Genomic DNA, 20316 nt, shown 5'->3' on the forward strand with positions numbered 1-20316 from the left:
TCTATCTCTCTAATGGAGATGGCACCTTTGGTAGTCAACTTTTAACTGATTACACAATCCAGAGCGGTGACTTCACCAATCTGATTGTAGGAGACTATAACGGCGATGGCAAAGATGACTTTATTCGTCAAGAAAAAGGTGCATATGCTGTTGACGAGTTCCTGACGGCTCAAGTCTATCTCTCTAATGGAGATGGCACCTTTGGTAGTCAACTTTTAACTGATTACACAATCCAGAGCGGTGACTTCACCAATCTGATTGTAGGAGACTATAACGGCGATGGCAAAGATGACTTTATTCGTCAAGAAAAAGGTGCATATGCTGTTGACGAGTTCCTGACGGCTCAAGTCTATCTCTCTAATGGAGATGGCACCTTTGGTAGTCAACTTTTAACTGATTACACAATCCAGAGCGGTGATTTAGTCAGTATTATTGCTTAGGTAAGCCTTTTTTGTAGTCTCAAAAGGGGCAAAAAATTACTTATAGAGTGTAATCGAGTTTTAAAGACTCAGACCAAGCGAACGCTGCATCTGGAAAAGCATCAAACCAAGATTTAAGAACTCGTGGCTCGGAGTCAAGTTCATTACCCGGATGCAAGCGATCGCCTCACTCTCTCTACGCACCTATTGACCAACACCAGGATTTAGTCAACTTGTGAAAGTGAACTCCAGCGCGTGGGCTTTGGATTTGAAACAACGCGTAGTTATGGCCAATACCTTCTGTCAAAAGGTCATACAGCATTCATTGCACGCAAACCATATGAATAAATATCTGAATCAAATCCAATATCTAATTTTTTTTGCTATGGTGATCCCAAAGGAATTGTTAAGTAATTACGAGGTGCCAATTAAGTGACTAGTCGAGTTTTTTGTATTTTAAGATACACATCCATAAAAACATTCTCTCTATAAAGTGGATCTGTTTTGTTACTTATTCGGTTGGGCAATACGCGCTTCAATATCTTCCAATGTTTGTAACAATAGACTCCTTGCCTGCAATTGCCAACCCCATTTCTGAATTCTAAAAGCTAATACAGTTCCAACTATAGCGGCTAATAAACCTATGGGTTGATTTAAAGAAATTCCGAATAACAAACCCAATCCAGCAATTCCCCAAAATGGTAAAGCTGCTGCTTGTCTTTGTTCTTCTACAATTTGACTAATCATATTAGAAGATTGCTTAATGGCAAGTAATGCCTCTTTGACTTGTCGTTGTTCGGCTGCGGATACTGATAAACCGATTTTACGCCGTAGTTTTTCAATTTTGCGGGCATCAGTGCTGTACTCAGTTAGCTCATCTTCTGCCATTTTCAGCAGTCGTTCTAGTTGTGTCATTGTGCATTGCATCCGGTATTACAATACAGCCATTATCCCGAATAATTGTTATTTATAGACTATAGTTTGGTATTTAATTGCACAACCCAAAATCACGCGACTACCTGTAATATCTAAAATTGAATATGGGAAAAATATACTACCGATTACGCAATTACAAACTCAATATAAATTTAAAAGGTAATTATGGCTACAGTATCTAAAAGCACTTTATCTCCATCTTCTCAAGAGCGATCGCTCATTTTGTGGTTTGATGAAGTTGGTATTGCTGATATCCCGGTAGTTGGTGGTAAAAATGCCTCGCTGGGCGAAATGATTCAACAGCTAACGCCCAAAGGGATTAATGTTCCTACAGGATTCGCCACCACTGCTTACGCTTATCGTTATTTCATGAAATCAGCAGGGTTAGAAGCAAAGCTACGCAAACTCTTTGCTGACTTGGATGTTGAAGATGTCAAAAATTTACGAGAACGGGGAAAAAAAGCGCGATCGCTATTAATCCACACCCCATTTCCTGTAGAATTGCGAGAGGCGATCGCTACAGCATACCAGAGCTTGTGTGAACGATACAACGCAGAGACAGATGTTGCAGTTCGTTCTAGCGCCACCGCCGAAGACCTTCCAGACGCTAGTTTTGCTGGACAGCAGGAAACTTACCTTAACGTTGTCGGCGCTGAAGGAGTTTTAGCAGCTTGCCATAAATGCTTTGCTTCCATATTTACTGATCGCGCTATTTCTTATCGCCACACCAAAGGATTTGATCACTTTAGCATTGCTCTAGCTGTAGGCGTGCAAAAAATGGTGCGTTCTGACTTAGCAACCTCTGGGGTGATGTTCTCCATTGACACAGAAACCGGATTTAAGGATGCGGCATTAATTACAGCCGCCTACGGTTTAGGCGAAAATGTTGTCCAGGGGTCTGTTAATCCTGATGAATACTATGTTTTCAAACCAACTTTAAAAGCTGGTTTCCGCCCAATTATCGATAAAAAATTGGGCAGTAAAGAACTTAAAATGATTTATGATGACGGTTCAAAATTTACGAAAAATGTGTCTGTTTCACCCAGCGAAAGAGGTAAATTTGCCCTGAGTGATGAAGAGATTTTACAACTAGCAAATTGGGCGTGTTTAATTGAAGACCATTATTCCCAAGTCCACGGTATTTCCACTCCAATGGATATCGAGTGGGCAAAAGATGGAATTACTAATCAACTTTTTATTGTGCAAGCGCGTCCTGAAACTGTTCAGTCGCAAAAGACGGGAAATGTACTGCGGAGTTATCGGTTGGTTTTGGGGAATAAGGAATGGGGAATAGGGAATGGGGAAAAATCTTCCCAATCTCCAATCCCTCTTGTTACCGGACGCGCGATTGGAGAAGCTATTAGTCAAGGAAAAGCACGCCTAATTTTAGATGTTCAGAAACTCGAACAGTTTCAACCTGGGGAAGTTTTAGTAACAGAGAGAACTGACCCCGATTGGGAACCAATTATGAAACGCGCCAGTGCAATTGTTACCAATTCTGGTGGTCGCACGTGTCATGCAGCAATCATTGCGCGAGAATTGGGTGTACCTGCGATCGTGGGATGCGGCAATGCGACGGAAATCTTAAAACCTGGCCAAGAGGTAACAATTTCTTGCGCTGAAGGGGAAGAGGGAAAAGTTTATGCAGGTTTATTACCTTTTGAAGTGGAAGAAGTTCCTTTACAGAACTTACCTCGCACCCGTACTCAAATTTTAATGAATGTGGGTAATCCCCAAGAAGCACTGAGTTTATCGGCAATTCCCAACGATGGCGTAGGTTTAGCGCGGACAGAATTTATCATCGCTAACCAAATTCAAATTCATCCAATGGCGTTGATTCACTATAATTTGTTAAAAGATGAATTTGCCAAAGCTAAAATTGCTGAAATTACCGCACTTTACGACGATAAACCCCAGTATTTTGTAGATAGATTAGCCCAAGGCATCGGTAGAATTGCGGCGGCATTTTATCCTAAACCAGTAATTGTCCGAATGTCAGATTTCAAAAGTAATGAATATGCCAATTTGTTAGGTGGGCGACAGTTTGAACCCCATGAAGAAAACCCAATGCTGGGTTGGCGGGGGGCGGCGCGTTACTACGATGAAGGCTACAGAGAAGCTTTTGCCCTAGAGTGTCATGCCATCAACCGAGTAAGGGAAGAAATGGGTTTGACGAATGTTATCCCGATGATTCCGTTTTGTCGTACTCCCGATGAAGGGCGGTTGGTTTTAGCAGAGATGGCAAAAAATGGTTTAAAGCAGGGTGTTAACGGCTTGCAGGTTTATGTGATGTGCGAGTTGCCCAGTAACGTTATTCTGGCTGAGGAATTTGCTGAGGTATTTGATGGCTTCTCGATTGGTTCTAATGATTTAACTCAACTTACATTGGGGATAGACAGGGATTCGGCGTTGGTAGCCAGATTGTTTGATGAACGCAGTCCTGCTGTAAAACGAATGGTGAAAATGGTCATAGAAACAGCGAAAAAATGCGATCGCAAAATCGGCATTTGTGGACAAGCACCCAGCGACTATCCAGAATTTGCCCAGTTTTTGGTTGAACAAGGAATTGACTCAATTAGTCTGAATCCAGATTCGGTTTTAAAGACAATGCTGGAAGTGGCAAAAGTCGAAGGTACTAATTCGTAATTCGAGTAATTTATGCCAGCTAAAGACCGCTATCACCAGAACGTCAAAAATGCCCTAATCAAAGATGGCTGGACGATTACCGACGATCCATTTCATTTGAAGTGGGGAAAAAGGGATATGTATGTTGACTTGGGTGCAGAGAAATTGATTGCTGCTGAAAAGGAAGGACAGCAGATAGCCGTTGAGATTAAAACGTTTCGCAGTGTATCGGACATGACTGATCTCGAACAGGCGCTGGGACAATATCTTGCATACCGCTCTGTGATGACTAGAACCAATCCCGAACGCGTCCTCTATCTCGCTGTTCGTGACGAAGTATACGCCGATATCTTTGATGAACCAATTGCTAAACTTTTGATAGAGGATTACAAAGTTTATATCGTTGTATTTCAACTAGAGCAAGAGGTTATTTTTAGATGGATACCTTGGAGCAGTACAGGCAATTAATTCGGAATATTCTGATTGAGCATACAAAAATCCCTTTCAGCATTGGCAATATTCAATTTGAAACAGTTTTCGACGGCGAACAAGACCGTTACTTGCTGATGATTTTGGGAAGAGAACCAGCCTATGATTTATCTCCTACTGTGACTCGTCGCGTTCACGGCTGTTTGATTCACATTGATATTATTGATGGCAAAATTTGGATTCAACGTGATGGTACTGAAGAGGGGGTAGCAACAGAATTAGTTAGGGCTGGTGTGCCGAAGGATCGGATTGTATTGGGATTTCGGTCTGAAGAACTGCGGAAAGATTCAGAATTTGCGGTCGCATAGCCAACGGTAGTTAAACTTCTGGATAATTGCCAATAGCATAGCGATCGCCATATTTTGTTTGTCTAATTGTCTACAAAACTTTTGACTGCTCAACCATAAGTATCTTAGTATTTTGCAGAATGGCAATTTAGCTTAGTCAAAAGCAAGATGACAAATCTTTGGGAAACGGAACGCTTGATTATTCGCAGTTGGATACCCGAACGCGATGCCGAGCAAGCCTTTGTAATTTACAGTGACCCCGAAGTTACGCACTTTCTTGGTAAAGCTTCTCTGGTTACAAGTGTTGAGTCACAGCGTCAGCGTTTGATTGACAATATCGAGCGTTCGCACCGACGCAACAATGGTACTGGATATTGGGCAATTGTCGAAAAGGAAACTACAACAATTGTAGGAACTATCATTCTCAAACAATTGCCCGACAAACATGGTTTACCCACTCAAGATTATGAGGTAGGCTGGCACTTGAGGCGAGCTTCTTGGGGTAAAGGGTATGCAACAGAAGCAGGGCGAGTTATGCTCAATTACGGATTTAGTGTCCTGAACTTGCCAGTGATTTATGCCGTAGTAAACCCAGAAAATTATGCTTCAATCCGTGTAACAGAACGATTGGGTATGAAACCAGTGGGACGGACAAACAAATATTACAATATTGAATTACTCCTGTTTCAACTAGATGCACCTGAAGAGTGGAGGGAAAACAGGGGAGCAGTTCTTGAGCAGAGGGTAGGGGAGCAAGGGAGTGGAGTTCAAAGACTCATCGGCGAGTATTAAAGACTCATTCACGAGTATCAAAGACTCATCGCCGAGTATCAATGCCCAATGCCCAATGCCCAATGACAAATACTTCGACTTCGCTCAGTACGAGTGACTAATGACAAATGACTAAAAAGTGGTTCCGAATTGGGATGGTGAGTGTATTTATTCTGTCACTCGCCTTAAGGTTTTGGGGACTAGAGCGATTCAACACTCTGGTATTTGATGAAGTTTACTTTGCCAAATTCGGTAATAACTATCTCACGCATACCCCATTTTTTAATGCTCATCCGCCGCTAAGTCAATATATGATCGGCATCGGCATTTGGATTGGTAGTCACATTCCTTTTGGGCACGATACGGTAAATGGATTAACAGGATCATTGCGATCGCCTTGGACTTATCGTTGGTTTAATGCCTTTACTGGCTCATTTATCCCTTTAGTTGTAGCTGCGATCGCTTATCAGTTGAGTTATCGTCGTAGCTTTGCTCTGCTTGCAGGTTTGTTTACAGCTTGTGATGGCATCTTTCTAGTTGAGTCTCGCTATGCTTTAAGTAATATTTATATTGTCATCTTTGGTTTATTAGGACACTGGTTTTTATTATTAGCATTAGATAACCAAAATCGGCGACGTTCTTTTTGGTTAGTTTTTGCTGGTATTGCTTTTGGTGCGTCAGTCGGTACTAAGTGGAACGGTTTATGGTTCCTCTCAGGTGCTTATCTCATTTGGGTAGCAGCTTGGGCAATCCATTTAATACATTCTTTTCTTAACTCCAAACTCTTTTTTGCATCTTCTTCATCGAAGGAGGCAGGGGGCAGGGGGCAGGAGGTAGAAGTTAGTACTTATTCTCTTTCATCTCAGACACCACTGCAAAACCTAACTCAGCTAAATATTTTTCAGATGCTCTTTTATCTAGGAATTATCCCAGCCTTGATTTACAGCATTATCTGGATTCCTCACCTTCAACTAGATAAAACTTATGGATTTATTGCAGTACATCAGCAAATTTTAAAGTTCCACTTACAGCTAGGTGGCAATAGCCCTAACGTGCATCCTTACTGCGCTGCCTGGTACAAATGGCCGTTGATGACTCGGCCAATGGCATATTATTATCAAACGGCTAAAAGTATCACCGAACCCTTACCTGTGATGGGCCCGCCTTTGCCTGTCGGTGCTGGACAAGTGATTTATGATGTCCATGCAATGGGCAATCCATTTTTGTGGTGGTTTGGTGTCGCCGCCATGTTATTTTTAGTAGGAATGCTGGTGTCACAAGCAGTAATTCCTTGGGTAAAGGAAAAGCGTTTTTCTGTACCTGCAACTCTAAGCGTTGATACTTGGATTGCCTTGTATTTAGTTATAAATTATGCCGCTAACTTATTACCTTGGGTGAAAGTGACGAGGTGCGTTTTTATCTACCACTATATGTGTGCAGTGGTGTTTGTATTTTTAGCGATCGCTTGGTTTGTTGATCAGTGTCTTCGCAGTTATTATCAACAACTCCGGGCGCTAGGTGTCACCATTACTTTTATCATTCTGGCTGCTTTTATTTTTTGGATGCCCGTTTATTTGGGTTTACCCCTCTCACCTCATGATTATAAACTGCGAATGTGGTTCAACTCTTGGATTTGATTGAATGGCATGGAGCATTTGAAGAATAATAACTCCTAACTCCTAACTCCTAACTCCTAACTCCTAACTCCTAACTCCTAACTCATTTCTAAACTTAACATAGCTACACATATACAGAATTGTTTAATCACATGATTTTTACATTTATTATCGCTCTGTAACTTTAACGCCTGTTAGACTTTTCAAAAGCGCAAGCAGATGAGACTAAGGCTGCAAAACGCAACAGCAGGGCATGGGAAATTAGATACTAAGTAAAAGTGATGAATGGAAAATTATAAAATTTTTACATTCATGATTCTGCGTTATTATAGATACTCTAGTTTTGATGCTCCCGAATAACACAGGAGGATCGTTATGGAAATGAACTTACAATTCCCAGGTATTAATTTAATTAGCTTGAAAGAGGCACCGATTCATATTTCAAGCCAAATCCAGCCTCATGGTGTCCTGTTGGTCTTAGAGGAGCCTGAGCTAAAAATATTACAAGTTAGCACTAATACATTAAAGATTTTCGGAATTACTCCCGAAAATATGTTACATAAAAAACTAGAAGATTTACTTGATCCCTTTCAAATAGAGAGAATTAAAACAGGGCTATCCGGAGAAAATCTTGACTTCATCAATCCCACCAAAGTTTGGGTGCGAAAAAAAGGTGATGAATACGTAGTATTTGATGCAGTATTTCACCGGAATACCGAAGGATTTTTAATTCTTGAGTTAGAACCTGCTCTTACTCAAGAAAACATTCCATTTTTAAGCTTTTATCATCTAGCTAGAGCCTCCATAAATCAATTAGAAAAAACAGCAAATCTCCGTGACTTTTGTCAAGTTATCGTTCAAGAAGTTCGCAAAATAACGGAATTTGACCGGGTAATGTTATATAAATTCGATGATGATGGGCATGGTTCCGTTATCGCTGAAGAAAAATTAGAAAGCCTAGAACCTTACTTAGGGCTGCATTACCCAGAGTCAGATATTCCCAAACCAGCGAGAAAATTATTTGCTGCCAATTCGATCAGAATCATTCCAGATGCTTATTCTCAGCCAGTAAAACTTTTTCCTGCCAATAATCCAATTAGCGATCGCCCGATTAATTTAACCAACTCTATTCTTAGAAGTGCTGCTTCCTGTCACATGGAGTACCTACATAATATGGGTGTTGGTGCTTCGCTTACTATCTCTTTAATTAAAGACCAAAAACTCTGGGGACTAATTGCTTGCCATCATCAGTCCCCTAAATATGTTTCCTACGAATTGCGGAAAGCTTGCGAATTTTTGGGACGAGTAATATTTGCAGAAATCTCAGCGAGAGAAGAAACCCAAGACTACTATCACCGAATAAATCTGACACACCTTCAATCAATCTTGATTGAATATATGTCTCAAGAAGAAAACTTTATTGATGGTTTAGTTAAAAATCCGCAGCATCTTTTAGATTTTGGTAACGCTCAAGGCGCAGCTGTGTGTTTTGGGGGAAATTGCACGGTAGTTGGTGAAACGCCTAGAGAAGAAGACCTGAATTTTTTAGTTCAATGGCTCAAGAATAATGTTGAGGAAGAAGTATTCTGTACAGATTCCCTACCACATATTTATCCAGATGCCGAAAGCTTTAAAAATGTCGCTAGCGGTTTGTTAGCTATTCCCATCGCCAAGCGGAATTATGTTTTGTGGTTCCGACCGGAAGTAATTCAAACTGTAAATTGGGGTGGCGATCCTAATAAGGCATTTGAAGTTAGCCAGTCAGAAGGAAATGTCCGCCTGTGTCCACGTAAATCATTTGAACTTTGGAAAGAAACGGTTCGCTTAACATCTTTACCTTGGAAAGATGTAGAAGTTAAAGCAGCATTGGAACTGCGGAAAGCAATTGTTAATATTGTGCTGCGTCAAGCCGATGAACTAGCCCAGTTAGCGCAGGATTTAGAACGTTCTAACGCCGAACTGAAAAAGTTTGCCTACGTCGCTTCCCATGACTTGCAAGAACCACTCAATCAAGTTGTGAATTACGTGCAATTGTTGGAGATGCGGTATAGCGAAGAACTTGACGAAGATGCTCAGGAGTTTATTAGCTACGCTGTGCAGGGAGTTAGCCTGATGCAGACGTTGATCGATGACGTACTGGCATACTCGAAAGTGGATATGCAGGCGATCGCATTTCAAATGAACGATGTAGAGACAGCCTTAAATCGCGGGTTGGGCAATTTACGTCAACGCATTAATGAAACTGGGGCTACTATCACCCACGATCCCTTACCAACTGTGATGGCTGACAGCACCCAACTAATGCAGCTATTCCAAAATCTGATCGGTAACGCGATTAAGTTTCACAGCGATGAGCCGCCACAAATCCATGTGGGAGCAGAGAGAATAGAAGATGCATGGCTGTTCTCAGTTCGGGATAATGGTATTGGCATTGACCCAAAATTTAGCGATCGCATTTTCGTAATCTTTCAGCGCTTACATACGCGGGATGAATATACTGGTACAGGTATGGGTTTAGCGATTTGTAAGAAGATTGTCGAATGTCACCGGGGGCGGATCTGGGTAGAGTCAGAACTAGGTGAAGGCGCAACCTTCTACTTTACGATTCCAGTTGGAGGACGCGAACTTGAGCGTAGAAACGGAAGAAACACAACACAAAACCATCTTTTTGGTCGAGGACAATAAAGCTGACATTCGCTTAATCCAAGAAGCACTGAAAAATAGTTCGGTGCCGTACCAAGTGGTGACGGTCAGGGATGGGATAGATGCTATGGCTTATTTACATCAAGAAGGTGAATATGCTGATGCACCACGCCCTGACCTCATCCTGCTGGATTTAAACTTGCCTAAAAAAGATGGTCGAGAAGTGCTGGCAGAAATAAAAGCCGACCCAGCACTAAAACGCATTCCAGTTGTTGTGCTAACAACCTCGAAAAATGAGGATGACATTTTTCATAGTTACGATTTGCATGTAAATTGCTACATCACTAAATCCCGCAACCTTAGCCAGCTATTCCAAATCGTCAAGAGTATTGAAGATTTTTGGCTCTGTACTGTGACGCTACCATCGGAGTGAGGGGAGCAGGGGGAGCAGGGGAAGAAAAATGATTGATTAATGCCCAATGCCCAATGCCCAATGCCCAATGACTAATGACTAATGACTAATGACTAATGACAAGATAGAGGAGCAATAGGGGGTGAAACCCGAAGATTATGGTTGTGAGCTACTCAGTAAAAATCTTGTTAATTGAGGATAACCTAGCTTCTGCTAGGTTGTTGCAAGAGTTTCTGACGCAAGCCCAGTCCCAAGAGTTTACTCTGGTTCATGTGACGCGATTGGGCGAAGCACTTCAGGAACTAAGTCAATCTAATTATGATGTTATTTTATTAGATTTAACTCTACCTGACAGTCAAGGATTGTCATCTCTACCTCCTCTAATTGGTCAAGCGCCAAGCATACCGATTGTTGTGCTAACCAATACAAATGATGAAGAACTGGCAATTGAGGCAGTGCGGCAGGGGGCGCAAGATTATCTAGTCAAGCGACAGGTAAATGTAGATGTGTTGGTTCGCTCTTTGCGTTATGCGATCGAGCGTAAGCAGGTTTTAGAATCATTACGCACAGTCAATGAAACGTTACAAACCCGCGTTGAAGAACGAACTGCGGAACTGGTAAAAGCCAATGAACTCAACCAGTTCAAATCTGAATTTGTCTCAATGCTCTCCCATGATATCCGCAATCCCCTAAATACTATTCTCTTAGCTGCTGGATTGCTACAAAATCAAGATGAAAGATTGACCAAAGAGAAAAAACTGAATCATTTACAAATGATTCGCTCGGCGATTAAAAACATGGCACAGTTATTAGATGAAGTTACATTCATCGGGAGAGCCGATTCTGGTAGGCTGGGGTATGAACTCATCTGCTTAGATTTAGAAGCTTTTTGCCGCCAAATGGTCGAAGAAGTTCGATTAATGGCAAATGAGAAACATCTAACTTTGGTGTTTACCAGTTTTGGGAAATTAGACGAAGCATTATGGGATGAAAGCCTGCTGCGGCACATTTTGGGCAATTTACTGAGCAATGCTATTAAGTATTCACTGCCGGGCGGGATAGTGCGCTTTGAAGTAATTGCTCAGGAAAAAACAGTAACTTTCCGAATTCAAGATTGGGGAATTGGCATTCCTCAAGAAGACCAAAAGCGGCTGTTTCAGCCTTTCCGGCGTGCAGACAATGTTGGAGCCATTCCAGGTACTGGCTTGGGGCTAGCGATCACCAAAAAGTGTGTTGATGCACACGGGGGCGAGATTGTAGTCAATAGTCAAGTTGGAGTCGGTACAACCTTTACCGTTACCCTTCCTTTACTAGAAGTTTAAGCGGTGACAGCAATTTTCGCATCTGGGGAATACAGTTCATTGTTGGGGCACAACTATTGTGCCCTTACGCATATGTTCTCTCAAAGAAATTTTCATTTTTAGTAACGGCAATTCCGTCATCACTATTTTTTATTGCTCACCATAAATTTATTTATGTTTACAAAAAGGTTATGCGCCACTAACCCTCATTCATAACTTCTCGCCTGACAAACAAAGCTCGATAAACAGGCTCACCCTTTTTTTGCGTACCTATTTCCCGTTCTGTGGCAACTGGTAGCGGGTTTTCTACTGACCATTCTCCCGTACCCACTTTCTGATAAGCTGGGTGAGCAGCAAAGCGATCGCGCATTTCTACAGCAACAAATTCCATATCTGATTGCAGAAATACAACTCCCCCAACTGCAAGATAATTAGCTAATTCTGCCACTAGTTCTGGTTGCACTACACGACGTTTAGCGTGGCGAGTTTTAAACCAAGGATCGGGGAATTGAATTGTAACGCGTTGTAAACTTCCTGGAGGGAGGCAAGATAACAGCGATCGCAGTGAATTATTCACATTGCAAAATAAGTAGTGCAGGTTTGTCAAACCTAACTCAGAACGTAACTTATTCGCCTCCACCACCAGAGGTTCCCGAATTTCCAAGCCGAGAAAATTCCAGTTGGGTTCTATTTTGGCCATATTTAACAAAAATAGTCCTTTAGCGCAGCCAATATCTAAATGTAGCGGTTGATTTGGCTTTGCATAAATTTTTTCCAAGTCTTGGGGACTTGCTGGTGTTTGATACTTTTTACCAAGTGGATTAACATGCTGGCGAACTCGAACTGCTGCCAAAATTTGCTCTCCTTTACGTGAAAATAGCCTGTTGATTCTGATACCAATTTCTGCGAGTGTTCTTTTGATTACATATTAGAAGGCTTTATCCATTTCTGCTCTTTGTCTAAGTAGAAATGATCAACTATGGTTTAATTTTTCAAACCTTATTTAGTGACAAATCTAATAAATAACGGTTATAAAAGTAAGAGCTATAAAGCCAATTTAGATTGTTGCCTTAAATTTACCTCGCCATCTTTCAAATTAAGTAATTTTGCACTAAGCAAGCTTTTAGTTCACTGCTCTTGTTAATTAGGTAGAGATTATAAAATGTAAATTATTATACTCTATTTTAACTAGATATTTGGGTTAGCTTTCCAGGCAAAAAATAGGCAATATATGCTAGAATTGTATCAAATTATGGCAATTATTCAAGAGCAATTTAGAATAATTTTGCGCTTTGTTGAGTAAACAAGCTAAAATCTACGATTTTTGGAGATTTTTAGGTTATGACAACCTCACAGGAGAGGATTATCCCGATAGACTTGCGAACTGAAATGTCGCAATCTTATCTGGAGTACGCCATGAGCGTGATAGTGGGTCGGGCGTTGCCAGATGCCAGGGATGGTCTAAAACCTGTGCATCGTCGCATTCTCTACGCAATGCACGAGCTAGGTCTGCTCCACGATCGCCCGTTTAAGAAATGCGCCCGTGTGGTGGGGGAAGTGTTGGGTAAATATCACCCTCATGGTGACACAGCAGTATATGATGCCTTGGTGCGGATGGCGCAGGATTTTTCCATGCGATCGCCCCTAGTTAACGGACATGGTAACTTCGGTTCGGTAGACAACGATCCGCCAGCCGCCATGCGGTACACAGAATGTCGCTTACAAGCTTTAACTAGCGCAGGTCTACTCCACGACATCGAGTATGAAACCGTAGATTTCGCTGATAACTTCGACGGTTCCCAGCAAGAACCGACAGTGCTACCGGCGCGGATTCCGCAATTGTTGCTCAACGGTTCGTCTGGAATTGCCGTGGGTATGGCAACCAACATTCCGCCGCACAATTTGGGCGAATTGATTGATGCTTTGGTGGCTGTAATCCACAATCCAGAAATCACCGATCTCGAATTAATGCAGTATGTCCACGGCCCAGACTTTCCGACTGGGGCGCAAATTTTGGGGACATCTGCCATTCGTGAAGCTTACACTACCGGGCGTGGTTCCATTACCATGCGTGGTGTCGCTAACATTGAAACCGTTGAACAACGGGGACGGCCAGACAGAGAAGCAATTATCATCACCGAATTGCCCTATCAAACCAATAAAGCGGCGCTGATTGAAAAAATCGCCGAAATGGTGAACGAGAAGCGTTTAGAGGGCATCGCAGATATCCGGGATGAAAGCGATCGCGACGGGATGCGAGTTGTCATAGAACTCAAGCGTGACGCTTATCCCCGCGTCGTTCTAAATAACCTCTACAAGCAAACACCACTGCAAGCCAACTTTGGCGCAAATATGCTGGCGTTGGTGAATAGCGAACCCCAAGTACTCACTCTAAAGCAGTTCTTAACCGTCTTCTTGGATTTCCGGATCGAATCTATTGCCAGACGCACCCGCTACGAACTGCGGAAAGCCGAAGAACGCGACCATCTCTTGCAAGGGTTATTAATTGCCCTGTCTCATTTAGATCCAATTATTGTCTTGATTCGCCATGCTCCCGATGCGCCCACAGCCAAAGGCGAATTAATCACAACTTACGGACTTTCGGAAGTGCAAGCAGATGCGATTTTGCAGATGCAATTGCGGCGGTTGACTGCCTTAGAAGCAGACAAAATTCGTTTGGAACACGAGGAATTACAAGCGAAAATTACCGATTTGCAAGATATTTTGGCACGTCGGGAAAGAGTGCTAGAAATCATTGAAACCGAAGTCGCGCAACTAAAAACTAACTTTGCCACACCCCGCCGCACGGTAATTTTGCCAGGGGAAGGGGAATTAGACGATCGCGACTTAATTGCCAATGAAAAAGCGATAATTCTGGTTACAGAGCAAGGCTACATCAAACGGATGCCAGTCAACACCTTTGAAGCCCAAAGCCGTGCTACCAGAGGTAAAGCCGCAGCCAAGGTGAAAGATGATGATACCATTGAGCATTTTTTGACTTGCTGCGATCACGACAGTATTTTATTCTTTAGTGAGCGTGGTGTTGTTTATTGCCTGAGAGCTTATCAAATTCCAGCGAGTTCGCGTACTAGCCGAGGGACACCAATTGTCCAAATGCTACCGATTCCCAAAGAGGAAAAAATCACCTCGATTGTACCTGTTGACGAGTTTAGCAGTGAAGAATATCTGGTCATGCTCACCAAGGGCGGTAATATCAAAAAAACCGAATTGGCAGCATTTAGTCATATTCGCGCCAATGGTTTGATTGCCATTTCCTTAGAAGAAGGCGACCAACTGCGCTGGGTGCGACGCGCCAGAGTAGAGGACAGTGTAATCATTGGTTCTCGTAACGGAATGGCGATTAACTTTCGGTGCAACCACGAACAACTGCGTCCTTTAAGTAGGGCGACTCGTGGGGTAAAAGCCATGAAACTCAAAAATAAAGATGAACTCGTGGGTATGGATATTCTGCCCGCAGCAATTCTTGAAACTTTGGATATAGTTACAGAAGCCGAAACAGAAGATATCGAAACAATCGAAGCAATTGAAATAGAAGATATCGAAATTACTGAAACTAATGAAGAGTCCGCAGAAGTCCCTAGCAGTGGCATTGTTGGCCCTTGGGTGTTGGTAATTACAATGGGAGGATATGGTAAGCGCGTACCAGTTGCCCAGTTCCGCCTGCAAAACCGTGCTGGTCAGGGTTTAATGGCAACCAAGTTCAAAAACCGCAAAACCAAAGACAAGTTGGCAACCCTACGCATTGTCAACAATGATAATGATGAAATCATGATGGTGACAAATCGCGGTATTATCATCCGTCAAGCGGTGAATGCGATTTCTATCCAATCGCGATCGGCAACTGGAGTCAGAGTGCAGCGTTTAGACGAAGATGACGCCATTATCGGAGTGGCAGTAGTACCACCTGATGCTGCCGATGCAGAAGAAGCAGAGTAAAAAGCAGGGGGAGCTGGCGTTGCAGGGGAGGCAGGGGGAGAGGTTTATCTCTTTACTCCCTTGCTTGATTGCCCTAGCTAGCGGCATTTTAATGGGGCTAACCGTAGCCCCTGTAGGTGCTTGGTTCTTGGCTTGGATTGCCCTAGTTCCCTTATGGGTGCTAGTTATCACTTCAGCCAAACGCAAAAACCAATCCCCCCCTGCTCCCCCTGCTCTCTTCTGGGGTATCGGTTATCACGGTGTCGCCCTATCTTGGATTACCGGAATTCATCCGATGACATGGTTGGGCGTTCCTTGGTTGCCAAGCTTGTTAATCACCCTTTTTTGTTGGGGATTTATCAGTGTCTTGGGAGGGATATTCGTTACTATTTGGGCGGCTGTGATGGTTCGCCTAAACGAACATAAACCGTGGCTACGTATATTGATAGGTACAGCCGTCTGGTGCGGATTAGAGAGTCTGTGGAGTGCGGGGCCTTTGTGGTGGAGTTCCCTTGCTTACACTCAAAGTCCGCACAATCTCGTAATTGTACATCTGGGACAACTCTCTGGGCCTAATACTGTGACAGCTGCGATCACTGCTGTTAATGGTTTAATTGCGGAAGGATGGACGAACTGCCAAAACGCCAAGATTTCCTCTGCGTCGCGCCAGTTGCTACAAGTCGGGGAACCCTTTCGGCAGTCGCTCATGGGGGAAACCCCCAAGACCGCGCTGCCTCACCAACGCACTGGCTTCTCTGCGCCTCTGCGGTTCGTTAATAAATACTGGGTTATTGCCACAGGACTATTAATTACCTTACACCTGATCGGTTTTATCTTATATAGCCGTCCCATCGCCCAGTTACCAGAAGCAGCCTTGAAAGTGGGGATTGTTCAGGGTAATATCCCAAACCAACTTTTACGAAGTTCCGAAGGGTTTCGTCGCGCCCAAGAAAACTATACCAATGGATATCTAACTTTAGCCGACCAAGGTGTAGATGCAGTCCTCACCCCAGAAGGAGCCTTACCTATTTTCCAGCGTAACTTGCTAGGAACTACTTTAGTTGCAGCTGTGAAAGAAAAAGGTGTAGTTGCTTGGATTGGGGCATTTGGCGAACGGGGAGACAGTTATACAATTAGCTTGTTTACTTTCAACAGTAAGGGTGAAATTGTCAGCCGCTACGATAAGTCCAAACTAGTACCTTTGGGAGAATATATTCCCTTTGAAGAAATTTTAGGCGGGATAGTTCAGCGCTTGTCGCCTTTGGAGGCACACCAAGTTCCGGGTTCGGCAAATCAAATATTTGATACTCCTTTTGGTCGTGCGATCGCTAGTATATGTTATGAATCTGCTTTTCCTGAGCAATTTCGCCATCAAGCTGCTGTGGGTGGGCAATTTATTGTCAGTTCTTCTAACGATGCCCATTACACTGCATCGATGCCATTCCAGCACCATGCACAGGATATCATGCGGGCAATTGAAACTGATAGATGGTCAGCACGGGCAACTAATACCGGATATTCAGGCTTTATAGATCCTCACGGCAGAACCTTGTGGATATCTGGATATAATACTTACGAAACTCATGCTGAAACAATTTATCGGCGACAAACGCAGACTCTATATGTGCGTTGGGGTGATTGGTTGACACCATTGTTATTGATATCCTCTGGAGGAGCTTGGCTGTTAATTCAACTTGTGGGCATACAAAAAAATCAGTGATTAAGAATTAACTGCCAAATTACCCATAATAAAAGAACCCTACTCCTAAATACTTAGTATAAATGCTTGCCTTGATAACCAAATTATGTTAGATGCAAGCGATCGCTACTGATAAATCCAAAAAATATCAATTTTATTTTTAAACTTTTACCATTACTGGTAAGAATTCTTTTATAACAGTAACCCACCGCAATGCTTATCTAACCACAATTAAGCAAATTTCTCCAACAGGCTAATTGTTGGCTGTAATGACTGAGCTTGAAAATATAGCATACTTTGCTCACCAAAAGCAGTCCAATTTTGGTTAGATAAACGCTCAGAGGCAACAATAATTTGGTCTGGCTCCTTAAGTGCATCACAAGACCAATAAAGAGTAGGAGCTTGTGTACGGTAAGCGTAGCGAATTGCTGCAATTGCTTGACCATCGGTGACAATTATATTGGCACTAAAGCTGGTGTCGTATTTTGATGCCAACTCAGTCAATTTTTGAACCGTGGCACGTAAAGCTGAGAACACAGTGCTGTTTGGAGATGACTGCCACATTTCCACTAGCAAAGCGAAGATGTGTTCAGAGTCAGTCATGCCTTTAATCAGGTGGTATGTGGAATCAGAGAGGCTGTCACGGATTGGCCTATAGAGAGTCTGTTGAAAGTTTGAGATTTCGCCATTATGCACAAACAACAGTTTCCCACTGCGAAATGGCTGACAGTTGCTAATGTCGAGCGATTCACCTATCCCAGCTAATCGCGCATAGCCGACAGTACAAGTAGATTGTACATAGTTACTCAACTCTTCCAAATTCGGATCGTTCCACATCGGGATCGTATTGCGGTAAATGAAGGGTTTACCCGCTTCGTCATACCAGCCTACACCCACCCCGTCTGCACAAACTACTCCTGATTTTAATTCTAAAGAACTGTAACTTTGTTTGTAGAGCGAATGCTCCTGTTTATACAGCAACTCATCTAATAAGATCGCATTACCAAGGTAACCAATTAATCTACACATAAAAAAACGACGTTGCTGAAAGAGTAACGAACCAAATTCAGTCACAAGCCCCGATAGAAATCGGACCTTTTAACTGTGCCATGACTGCGAATCTTTACTAAATTTAACAACTATTTTTTATCTTGTGTATGCTTGAACTATGACTAAAGTCATGGTTTTGTTTGCAAATTCTAGAAAAATATTTTCTAAAAAAATAGATTATTCAGGCAATGAGCAAGCGGTGAGTGAAGCAGCAATACCTGGGGTTGGCAGTGACTGGATTAGCACTGCCCGCATCAAGAATTTGGAAGAACGCTTCTTGAAGCGTAAATCTAGTAATCGCTCCCAACCGCCATTTCTGAGTTCTCTGCGCTTCTGCGGTTAATTTCTTGTTACAAATGATCTAGGACTGCGATATTATATCCCAACAAGCGATCGCTCATCTAGCCCGCAGTTATAGGAATGCTCAAGCGCACAGGTAATTTTTTCCAGAAGCAATATCACCGGATGCTGATAAGCGAAAACCGATGAATTATGATATATGCATAAATTACGAGGGCAAAAAAATTTGTGGTTAATTCATCTCAAATCCCGAAATTACCACTACCGCCATCACTTGTAGGGTCAGAAGTTGGTTCTTTTACTGAATTCACAGTCACTCAACGAATGCCTGCAATTGCCCATCGAATCATCGTTGAAAATAGCCTTTTGGGAAATGCCTAACTCCCTCAAGAATGAGTTAGCTAATGCAAATTTGATTATAGTCAAAGGAGATGCGAATTCTCGTTGGTTATTAGGCGATCGCCACTGGAATATTACTACCAGCATTGCAGATATAGTCTGCTACTTACCTGCACCAATAGTAGCCTTACGCACCCTGAAGTCGGAAGTAGCAGTAGGTTTAAAATCTGAAGTTGTTGAGGAAATAGCAAAATCTGACCATTCTTGGTTGACAAATGGACAATGGGGTGTGATTCAGTTTGTGGCTTAGTAATATGTAGTTGTCGGAGATAATGCGATCGCTGCTTTTAGATTTACTTCCAACACTCAGATTTTGGCAAGTTGGCAATTAATATTTTACCGTGAGTTAATATCCGCTAATCTTTGTGTTTTGAGCGATTGATAGCGTTCAGCAGCAAAAATTGCTAAGGTTGCAATTAAAGTCACTGCAACTAACCCAGCCAGGGCAGCCAGGGTAAGTGCATCGGGGGAAGTTACCGACTGGGCCCGCAATGCTTGCCAAGTGAATAGGAACATCAGCATAGCATACGCAAAGCTAGCAGTCCACATCAGAGCCACCTGTGTGCGCTGTCTCAGGTGTGACAACGCTGAAGTAATCAACCAGCTTAGTAATGGTAAAGCTTGCACGGCATGGATACCCAGCAAATGAGGAAGTCGTATATCACCCCCCTGAGTACTTAAATAAAGTATAGGGATACCAGGGCCACCGTCTTTTACTCCCACGCTATGAGCGCCGATATGTAACACTGGCTGACCCGCCACCAACGCCAAATTTTGTTCAGGTGTAGGTAGAGTCATGAAAAAGCCCAAACCCATGCCAATGAAAGTTAAGGAAAGCGAAAACCGCAATGCGATCGCCAAAACAGGGTTATCCAAGCGCTCTAGCAGCAGTAGAATTACCGTAGCCAAAGTTGCTGACCAAAGGACGACTAGGGCAATTTCCATAAATCTCCAGAGGGCTTCATCTTCAGGAGTACTAAAGTTGAAGTGACTAATTGTACCTCTTACTACCTGGACTATGATAACTATTATTTGCACAACCAATCCAAAAGCCGTGGCATTTGCTGCCAAACTAGCGAGTCGCTGATGTTGTTTGAGCAAACCCAACAGCCATACAAAAGTGAACGAATATACTGAAGTTGAAAACGCAAACTTGCAGGGCTTGAGCCAAGCGGGTGCGCCAGTAATAATGCGCTCATCAAGTAGCAGTCCTGGCAGCATCAATAGCAATAACCCAAAAGTGAAAACACCAACAAAGGTCATCGACGCATTGATTCTCCAAAATTGTTTAAAAGTTTGCTGGAAATTGCGGTTTTTTAGAGCGAAACTTTGATACAGGTTTTTTCACAACTCTGGGATTAACACGGTGAACACGTTCAGGTAACAACGTATTTAAAATCTCGACAATTAACCAATCGAAAAAAAGGGGAATT

General features: G+C 42.7%; 17 protein-coding genes and 1 pseudogene. 14 read left to right on the forward strand and 4 right to left on the reverse strand.

The window, feature by feature from the left end; translation table 11 throughout:
- Window positions 1-440, forward strand: a 440-nt coding sequence (locus tag H6G96_RS36980; protein ID WP_190919074.1) for a VCBS repeat-containing protein, incomplete at its 5' end; no start/stop codon positions are given.
- Between the two features lie 486 nt (window positions 441-926).
- Here H6G96_RS36980 and H6G96_RS36985 read toward each other — a convergent pair.
- Window positions 927-1334, reverse strand: coding sequence for a hypothetical protein (locus H6G96_RS36985; protein ID WP_190919076.1), 408 nt, complete (start codon window positions 1332-1334; stop codon window positions 927-929).
- A 186-nt stretch (window positions 1335-1520) separates the two neighbouring features.
- On the opposite strand from H6G96_RS36985, the gene ppsA reads away from it, so the two are divergent.
- The 8 genes from ppsA to H6G96_RS37025 all read left to right on the forward strand — a co-directional run bounded on the left by ppsA (window position 1521) and on the right by H6G96_RS37025 (window position 11520).
- Window positions 1521-4001 carry a phosphoenolpyruvate synthase gene (gene ppsA, locus H6G96_RS36990; protein WP_190919079.1) on the forward strand — a complete coding sequence of 827 codons (2481 nt, stop codon included), beginning with the start codon at window positions 1521-1523 and terminating at the stop codon, window positions 3999-4001.
- 12 nt (window positions 4002-4013) lie between these two features.
- Window positions 4014-4448, forward strand: a complete 435-nt coding sequence (locus H6G96_RS36995; protein WP_190919081.1) for a XisH family protein — start codon at window positions 4014-4016, stop codon at window positions 4446-4448.
- Window positions 4418-4777, forward strand: a complete 360-nt coding sequence (locus tag H6G96_RS37000) for a XisI protein (protein WP_190919082.1) — start codon at window positions 4418-4420, stop codon at window positions 4775-4777. Before H6G96_RS36995 ends, H6G96_RS37000 begins: the two co-directional genes overlap by 31 nt.
- Before the next feature lie 147 nt (window positions 4778-4924).
- Window positions 4925-5548, forward strand: coding sequence for a GNAT family N-acetyltransferase (locus H6G96_RS37005; protein ID WP_242063584.1), 624 nt, complete (start codon window positions 4925-4927; stop codon window positions 5546-5548).
- A 107-nt stretch (window positions 5549-5655) separates the two neighbouring features.
- Window positions 5656-7164: a phospholipid carrier-dependent glycosyltransferase gene (locus H6G96_RS37010; RefSeq protein WP_190919084.1), complete on the forward strand. Its 1509-nt coding sequence runs from the start codon at window positions 5656-5658 to the stop codon at window positions 7162-7164.
- 354 nt (window positions 7165-7518) lie between these two features.
- A complete protein-coding gene (locus H6G96_RS37015; RefSeq protein WP_190919086.1) occupies window positions 7519-9828 on the forward strand; it encodes an ATP-binding protein in 2310 nt (769 codons plus the stop codon).
- Window positions 9770-10219, forward strand: a complete 450-nt coding sequence (locus H6G96_RS37020) for a response regulator (protein WP_190919088.1) — start codon at window positions 9770-9772, stop codon at window positions 10217-10219. The genes H6G96_RS37015 and H6G96_RS37020 overlap by 59 nt, the downstream gene beginning before the upstream one ends.
- A 137-nt stretch (window positions 10220-10356) precedes the next feature.
- Window positions 10357-11520 (forward strand): hybrid sensor histidine kinase/response regulator, encoded by a 1164-nt coding sequence (locus tag H6G96_RS37025; RefSeq protein ID WP_190919090.1) that lies wholly within the window; start codon window positions 10357-10359, stop codon window positions 11518-11520.
- A gap of 178 nt (window positions 11521-11698) precedes the next feature.
- Here H6G96_RS37025 and trmB read toward each other — a convergent pair whose 3' ends face one another.
- Window positions 11699-12352, reverse strand: a complete 654-nt coding sequence (trmB, locus tag H6G96_RS37030; RefSeq protein ID WP_190919092.1) for a tRNA (guanosine(46)-N7)-methyltransferase TrmB — start codon at window positions 12350-12352, stop codon at window positions 11699-11701.
- Window positions 12353-12840: 488 nt separating this feature from the next.
- On the opposite strand from trmB, the gene gyrA reads away from it, so the two are divergent.
- Window positions 12841-15456 carry a DNA topoisomerase (ATP-hydrolyzing) subunit A gene (gene gyrA / locus H6G96_RS37035; RefSeq protein ID WP_190919094.1) on the forward strand — a complete coding sequence of 872 codons (2616 nt, stop codon included), beginning with the start codon at window positions 12841-12843 and terminating at the stop codon, window positions 15454-15456.
- Entirely contained in the window at window positions 15437-17155 is a 1719-nt protein-coding gene (lnt, locus tag H6G96_RS37040; RefSeq protein WP_190919096.1) for an apolipoprotein N-acyltransferase, read from the forward strand. The genes gyrA and lnt overlap by 20 nt, the downstream gene beginning before the upstream one ends.
- 210 nt (window positions 17156-17365) lie before the next feature.
- Here the strand turns inward: lnt and egtC are convergent, their stop codons facing one another.
- Window positions 17366-18163, reverse strand: coding sequence for an ergothioneine biosynthesis protein EgtC (gene egtC / locus H6G96_RS37045; RefSeq protein ID WP_190919098.1), 798 nt, complete (start codon window positions 18161-18163; stop codon window positions 17366-17368).
- 139 nt (window positions 18164-18302) lie between these two features.
- Here egtC and H6G96_RS37050 point away from each other — a divergent pair, with 139 nt between their 5' ends.
- From H6G96_RS37050 to H6G96_RS37060, 3 genes and pseudogenes are all read left to right on the forward strand, one after another.
- Window positions 18303-18527 carry a hypothetical protein gene (locus H6G96_RS37050; protein ID WP_190919102.1) on the forward strand — a complete coding sequence of 75 codons (225 nt, stop codon included), beginning with the start codon at window positions 18303-18305 and terminating at the stop codon, window positions 18525-18527.
- Between the two features lie 185 nt (window positions 18528-18712).
- Entirely contained in the window at window positions 18713-18865 is a 153-nt protein-coding gene (locus H6G96_RS37055) for a hypothetical protein (protein ID WP_190919105.1), read from the forward strand.
- Window positions 18843-19133, forward strand: a pseudogene (locus tag H6G96_RS37060) (ARMT1-like domain-containing protein); the annotation flags it as partial. The gene H6G96_RS37055 and the pseudogene H6G96_RS37060, both read left to right, overlap by 23 nt.
- 86 nt (window positions 19134-19219) lie before the next feature.
- On the opposite strand, the gene H6G96_RS37065 reads toward H6G96_RS37060, so the two are convergent.
- Window positions 19220-20146 (reverse strand): hypothetical protein, encoded by a 927-nt coding sequence (locus H6G96_RS37065; RefSeq protein ID WP_190919108.1) that lies wholly within the window; start codon window positions 20144-20146, stop codon window positions 19220-19222.
- Between the last annotated feature and the right edge of the window lie 170 nt (window positions 20147-20316).

Source organism: Nostoc sp. FACHB-892 (genome assembly GCF_014698795.1).
In the GTDB taxonomy this organism is placed as follows: domain Bacteria; phylum Cyanobacteriota; class Cyanobacteriia; order Cyanobacteriales; family Nostocaceae; genus Nostoc.

Bases quoted from the DNA above. Each gene is read 5' to 3' on its own strand.
- H6G96_RS36985 (WP_190919076.1), bottom strand. From the start codon at position 1,334: ATGACACAACTAGAACGACTGCTGAAAATGGCAGAAGATGAGCTAACT.
- ppsA (WP_190919079.1), top strand. From the start codon at position 1,521: ATGGCTACAGTATCTAAAAGCACTTTATCTCCATCTTCTCAAGAGCGA.
- H6G96_RS36995 (WP_190919081.1), top strand. From the start codon at position 4,014: ATGCCAGCTAAAGACCGCTATCACCAGAACGTCAAAAATGCCCTAATC.
- H6G96_RS37000 (WP_190919082.1), top strand. From the start codon at position 4,418: ATGGATACCTTGGAGCAGTACAGGCAATTAATTCGGAATATTCTGATT.
- H6G96_RS37005 (WP_242063584.1), top strand. From the start codon at position 4,925: ATGACAAATCTTTGGGAAACGGAACGCTTGATTATTCGCAGTTGGATA.
- H6G96_RS37010 (WP_190919084.1), top strand. From the start codon at position 5,656: ATGACTAAAAAGTGGTTCCGAATTGGGATGGTGAGTGTATTTATTCTG.
- H6G96_RS37015 (WP_190919086.1), top strand. From the start codon at position 7,519: ATGGAAATGAACTTACAATTCCCAGGTATTAATTTAATTAGCTTGAAA.
- H6G96_RS37025 (WP_190919090.1), top strand. From the start codon at position 10,357: ATGGTTGTGAGCTACTCAGTAAAAATCTTGTTAATTGAGGATAACCTA.
- gyrA (WP_190919094.1), top strand. From the start codon at position 12,841: ATGACAACCTCACAGGAGAGGATTATCCCGATAGACTTGCGAACTGAA.
- lnt (WP_190919096.1), top strand. From the start codon at position 15,437: ATGCAGAAGAAGCAGAGTAAAAAGCAGGGGGAGCTGGCGTTGCAGGGG.
- egtC (WP_190919098.1), bottom strand. From the start codon at position 18,163: ATGTGTAGATTAATTGGTTACCTTGGTAATGCGATCTTATTAGATGAG.
- H6G96_RS37050 (WP_190919102.1), top strand. From the start codon at position 18,303: ATGACTAAAGTCATGGTTTTGTTTGCAAATTCTAGAAAAATATTTTCT.
- H6G96_RS37065 (WP_190919108.1), bottom strand. From the start codon at position 20,146: ATGACCTTTGTTGGTGTTTTCACTTTTGGGTTATTGCTATTGATGCTG.